Consider the following 5,492-nt stretch of genomic DNA (forward strand, 5'->3'; position numbering starts at 1 on the left):
CAATAAAATGGCTTTGATTAATGCGTTTACACACATCTATAAAGCGCTTGCAGAGCCACCAAGTGATGAGGAGCCGATGCTGAACATTCTTACCCGTTATGATGATGGAGGCTGGCAAATTTTGGTGTTTCCACGTGCCTTACATCGTCCGTCGCAGTATTTTGCCGAAGAAGAGGAGAATATTCTGATCAGTCCGGCTTCGGTTGATATGGGTGGTGTTTTAATTACACCACAGGAGAAGGATTTTTTGAAGATCGGGAAAGCCGATATTGAAAGTTTACTAAAACAGGTTTTATTGCCTGAAGACCAATTTGATAAGCTAATCATAAAACTTAAACAATGAGCATTCCTAATATTCACGTTGGCATAATGAGTGCCGATAAGATCGATTTTAATTTTCAGGGAGAATACCTGCTTGTCGGAACAGATCATGTTTTGGCAGGAGAAGGATCAGTTTGTATTGAAAACGAAAAGATACAGCTCGCCGGAAAGGAAATAAGTCAGGATAAATTGTATTTCGTGCCGCTTGAAAAGGGAAAGTCGGAGTTCGAACTAAAAGATGTTACCATCGGTGTAAATTTTCACTGGGAGCAAAAAGAGGATCAGAAATTTCAGGGGGCTTTGAAATTTATCATCGAAGAGGGAAAGGTTACGGCTGTAAATATTCTTTCGATTGAAGACTACCTGATCAGCGTAATTTCGTCGGAAATGAGTGCCAAAAGTTCGCTTGATTTGTTGAAAGCGCACGCCATAATTTCGCGCAGCTGGTTGATTGCTCAAATTGAGAAGCAGGATAAACTGACCGATGCGGGAGAAAGCTATGAAAGTACTTTTAAAACCGACGGTGAGTACATAAAGTGGTACGACCGTGAAGATCATACGAATTTCCATGTTTGCGCCGATGATCATTGTCAGCGCTACCAGGGAACAACGCGTTCGCATAATCCGAATGTGGTGAAGGCGGTAAACGAAACGGCCGGCGTGGTACTTGCCTACAACGGCGTGATTTGTGATGCGCGTTTCTCGAAATGTTGTGGAGGTATTGCCGAGCTATTCGAAAATTGCTGGGAGCCGGTAAATCATCCCTACTTAACGGCTGTGATAGATAACCCGTCAGCTCCAGAAGGTTTTGAAACAAATCTTACTGTAGAAGAAAATGCAGTTCCGTGGTTAAAAAATGCACCGGAAGCGTTTTGTAATACCGACGATGAAGAGGTGCTGAAACAGGTGCTGAACGAGTACGACTGGACAGCCAAAGATTTTTACCGCTGGACTGTTGAATACAAACAGGATGAACTTTCTGCTTTGATCCTGAAACGTTCGGGGCATGATTTTGGAAAGATTCTGGATATGATCCCAATCGAACGTGGCACCTCGGGACGATTGATAAAACTAAAAATTGTAGGATCGAAAAAGACTTTGACAGTTGGTAAAGAGCTGGAAATCCGCAGGTGGTTGAGCGAGTCGCATTTATACAGCTCGGCATTTCTGGTGGAGAAAAAGGATGTTGTTGATGGTGTACCGGGCAAGATTATTTTGCACGGAGCCGGTTGGGGGCACGGCGTTGGACTGTGTCAGATCGGTGCGGCCGTAATGGGCCACAAAGGTTATAAGTACGATGAAATTCTAAATCATTATTTTAAAAATATAGACCTCGAAAAACGATACTAACATGACCAAGCGGGCGTTTCTCTCATTTGTTCTGGTGTTTGTTGCGGCATGTGTTTTTGCACAGCAGAAAGTTATTCGTATCAATCAATTGGGCTACTTGCCGCGGTCGGTTAAGGTGGCTGTTTTCCTTTCAACAGAAGCGGAAAGTACACAACAGTTTCAGGTGTTTGATGCCTTAAACGATAAGCTGGTTTATGAGGCGGAAGTAAAGCAAGCTGATGGCTCCGATTGGGGAATGAAGACCGCTTATCGCCTTGATTTTTCCGCGTTGACAAATTCGGGTGGTTATTACCTTGAATTGGGCGAAACCCGTTCACCGGCTTTTCAAATCGCTTCGGATGTGTATGAAGGAACAGCAGATTTCCTATTAAACTACATGCGCCAGCAGCGTTGTGGTTACAATCCGTATTTGCAGGATTCCTGTCACCTTCACGATGGAATTATTGTGGATCATCCAACTAAAACAGGACAGAAAATTGATGTGACCGGGGGTTGGCACGATGCCTCGGATTACCTGCAATATCTTACAACTTCGGCTAATGCAACTTATCAGTTGTTGTATGCCTACGAGCAAAATCCGGCGGTGTTTAAAGATGAATACCGGGAGAATGGAGTGTCGGGAGCAAACGGAATTCCCGATATTTTGGATGAAGCAAAATGGGGTCTCGACTGGATGGTAAAAATGAATCCCTCGGCTGGGGAGATGTACAACCAGATTGCCGACGACAGAGATCACCGCGGTTATCGTTTGCCTAATAAAGACACGGTTCGTTACGGATTGGAAGGAACTTACCGCCCGGTGTATTTTATTACTGGAAAACCACAAGGGCTGGCCGCACATAAAAACCGCACCACCGGCGTTTCGTCGAGTGCAGCAAAATACGCATCGTCATTTGCGTTGGGATCGATGATGATGAAAGAGCATTACCCTGAGTTCGCCGAACAAATAGCAGCTAAGGCTGCCGAAGCTTACACTTTTGCCTTGAGTGATTTGGGTGCTTGTCAAACGGCTTGTAACGTGTCGCCGTATTTTTACGAGGAAGCCAATTATGTGGACGACCTTGAACTGGCAGCCACAACTCTGTATCAGCTTACCAGTGATGTTTATTATTTGACTGAAGCCAAAAAATGGGGCAGTGTTGAAAACGTTACACCCTGGATCTCGGCAGGTTTTGCACGCCATTACCAATTCTACCCATTTGTGAATCTCGGGCATGTAAAGCTGGCCGAAAAGGACGAAAACTTTGCATCGTATCTGAAACAGGGATTAGCGCATCTTTACGATCGTGGGAAGGATGATCCTTTTTTGAATGGCATTCCGTTTATCTGGTGCTCGAATAATTTGGTGGCGGCCGCGATTACGCAGGCCCGCGCTTACGAAGAAATTACCGGTGACCGCTCGTTTGCCGAAATGGAAGCAGCCTTGCGTGACTGGCTGTTTGGCTGTAATCCGTGGGGAACAAGTATGATTTGCGGATTGCCCGCAGGAGGTGATAATCCGCAAATACCACATTCATCCATCACAGAAATACTTGGTGAAACAACTTATGGTGGTTTGGTTGACGGACCGGTTTATAATTCAATTTTTTCCGGGCTAATTGGTATTCAAATTCAGCAACCCGATCCGTTTGAAGCTTTTAACAAGGGCAAAGCGGTTTACCACGACGATCTGGGTGATTATTCATCCAACGAACCAACGATGGATGGCACGGCAAGTTTGAGTTACTATTTGTCGTCGATGGAAAAAATGGGGGCTGCACAGCAAAACGCGTATGAAAAAGATACACAGGGAGCTATCCGGCGCATTCAGCCTTCAGAAAATACTATTTACCTGGTGTTTTCGGCGCACGATAAAGCCGAAGGTGCAGCACATATTTTAAAGGTGCTTGATAAAAAGGATGGTAAAGCATCGTTCTTTTTCACCGGCGACTTTTTACGCGACAAACAGTTTCAACCGATCATAAAACAAGTAATAAAAGACGGGCATTATTTGGGGGCACATTCAGATAAACACCTCTTGTATTGCGACTGGACAAAACGGGATTCGTTGCTGGTTGACCGAACTAATTTTGAGCAGGATTTGAAAGAAAACTACAAAGTTTTACAGCAACACGGAATCAACAGCGAAAATGCAAACTGGTTTTTGCCGCCATACGAGTGGTACAATTCGGCAATGGTAAACTGGGCTTCGGCAATGGGGTTACGCACCATCAACTTTTCGCCCGGAATAAGAAGTAACGCCGATTATACAACGCCCGATATGGCCAATTATATGTCTTCCGATAAAATCTTTAAAAGCATTTTACAGGTAGAGGAGGAGCAGGGTTTAAACGGGGCAATTATGCTGATTCATCCCGGAACGGAAGAAAAAAGAACAGATAAATTTTATCTTCGTTTGGAAGAACTGATAGAAACATTACAGGCAAAAGGATATCGTTTTGAACGATTGCCATAGAACTCAATAAATAAAACCGATCAACTAAAATGGCTAAAACAAAAACTCAACGCAATCCCTGGTTTTGGATTCCCACACTTTATTTTGCAGAAGGATTACCCTACGTAATTGTAATGACCCTCTCGGTGATCATGTACAAACGACTGGGCATATCAAACACCGACATTGCTTTATACACCAGCTGGCTGTATTTGCCGTGGGTGATAAAACCGCTGTGGAGTCCGATTGTGGATTTGCTGAAAACCAAACGGTTTTGGATTGTCATCATGCAATTGGTGGTTGGCGTTGGGCTGGCCGGCGTGGCATTTACCATTCCTGTCAGTAATTTCTTTCAGTATACTTTGGCGTTTTTCTGGTTGCTGGCTTTTAGTTCGGCAACGCACGATATTGCCGCCGATGGTTTTTATATGCTGGGCTTGAGTCAGGGCGATCAGTCGTTTTTTGTGGGCATCAGAAGTACCTTTTACCGCTTTGCCATGCTTACTGGGCAAGGGCTTTTGGTAATTGTTGCCGGAGCTCTGGAAACTGCAACAGGTTTGGAACCGCTGGAGGTAAATGTTACCGCCCAGAATATTCCGGTTCAGGAAATTTCGTTTAATCCTGAAAGTTATCAGCAACTGCACGAAGAGGGCGATATTTATTTTGTGTCGGAGGAGGAGGTGAAAGTGCCCATTGGTCTGGTGACAAAAGACCATGCGGCTGACATTAAAAGCAAGGTGGACGAATGGAACATCAATAATAACTTTTATGCCAGCGAAACTCCGGTAGCTACAAAAAATGCCGGTTGGTGGACACGAAAAGTGTCAACACCATTAAAAGAGACCTTAAAAGAGAAATTCAATAAAGAAACGGTTGACCGGAGTTCGGAAGTTGGTAACCTGGCTATTATTCCCATTCAGCTTTCAACAAAACCCAAAGCAGGCGAAGAGGTGGTGCTGAATTTTGGTTACGAAAAAGGCGACGCCAGCATAAAGCTGGTACAGACTTATCGTTATGTGTTTAACGACACGAACTGGGATAAACCTGCTTTTGCCGTTGTTCAGCTCGATCCGAAACTGAAAAAAGCCACGCAGGCTACTTTTGTTGGCCGTTCGGGGAATATCCGCTTTTCCTGGCTGGTGGTTATGGTTTGTATTGCCGTTTTGTTTGTGGCATTCTCGCTGTATCACCGTTTTGCGTTGCCGCATCCGGCAAGCGATGTGGCCAACAAAACCGAAGGCAAAAGTGTGATGGGCGAGTTCTTCGAAACCTTTGCTGCCTTTTTCCGCAAAAAAGAAATTGTGTCGATTATGCTGTTCCTTTTATTGTACCGACTGGCCGAATCGCAGCTGGTAAAAATGGCCTCACCGTTTTTGCTCGATGCCCG

Annotated in this window: 3 protein-coding genes and 1 pseudogene; all 4 read left to right on the forward strand. The window is 44.7% G+C overall.

The window, feature by feature from the left end; genetic code table 11:
- Window positions 1-343, forward strand: a pseudogene (locus tag ABZB17_RS19910) (DUF4922 domain-containing protein); the annotation flags it as partial.
- Window positions 340-1,671: a SpoIID/LytB domain-containing protein gene (locus ABZB17_RS19915; protein ID WP_372652907.1), complete on the forward strand. Its 1,332-nt coding sequence runs from the start codon at window positions 340-342 to the stop codon at window positions 1,669-1,671. The pseudogene ABZB17_RS19910 and the gene ABZB17_RS19915, both read left to right, overlap by 4 nt.
- A gap of 1 nt (window position 1,672) precedes the next feature.
- A complete protein-coding gene (locus ABZB17_RS19920; RefSeq protein ID WP_372652909.1) occupies window positions 1,673-4,126 on the forward strand; it encodes a glycoside hydrolase family 9 protein in 2,454 nt (817 codons plus the stop codon).
- 29 nt (window positions 4,127-4,155) lie between these two features.
- On the forward strand, window positions 4,156-5,492 hold a 1,337-nt coding region (locus ABZB17_RS19925), incomplete at its 3' end, for an MFS transporter (RefSeq protein WP_372652911.1).

It is taken from the genome of Draconibacterium sp. (assembly GCF_041583095.1).
Taxonomy (GTDB): Bacteria; Bacteroidota; Bacteroidia; order Bacteroidales; family Prolixibacteraceae; genus Draconibacterium.

What these genes read in the sequence shown, in the direction of transcription:
- ABZB17_RS19920 (WP_372652909.1), top strand. Translation starts at nt 1,673, where the DNA reads ATGACCAAGCGGGCGTTTCTCTCATTTGTTCTGGTGTTTGTTGCGGCA.
- ABZB17_RS19915 (WP_372652907.1), top strand. Translation starts at nt 340, where the DNA reads ATGAGCATTCCTAATATTCACGTTGGCATAATGAGTGCCGATAAGATC.